The organism is Gulosibacter sediminis, assembly GCF_030011715.1.
Taxonomy (GTDB): Bacteria; Actinomycetota; Actinomycetes; order Actinomycetales; family Microbacteriaceae; genus Gulosibacter; species Gulosibacter sediminis.
This window is the reverse complement of the sequence record NZ_JASCYH010000121.1, coordinates 1-255: the sequence shown is the minus strand read 5'-3', so window position 1 is coordinate 255 and position 255 is coordinate 1. Positions and strand designations below refer to the sequence as shown.

The following is a 255-nucleotide window of genomic DNA, read 5'->3' as shown; positions in this document are numbered from 1 at the left end:
ACTGGGACTGAGACACGGCCCAGACTCCTACGGGAGGCAGCAGTGGGGAATATTGCACAATGGGCGCAAGCCTGATGCAGCAACGCCGCGTGAGGGATGACGGCCTTCGGGTTGTAAACCTCTTTTAATAGGGAAGAAGCGAAAGTGACGGTACCTGCAGAAAAAGCACCGGCTAACTACGTGCCAGCAGCCGCGGTAATACGTAGGGTGCAAGCGTTGTCCGGAATTATTGGGCGTAAAGAGCTCGTAGGCGGT

At 56.1% G+C, this 255-nt stretch carries 1 rRNA gene; it reads left to right on the top strand.

Features of this window, described 5'->3' with window-relative positions:
• Positions 1–255: ribosomal RNA gene (locus QM019_RS12815) — 16S ribosomal RNA — on the top strand; the annotation flags it as partial.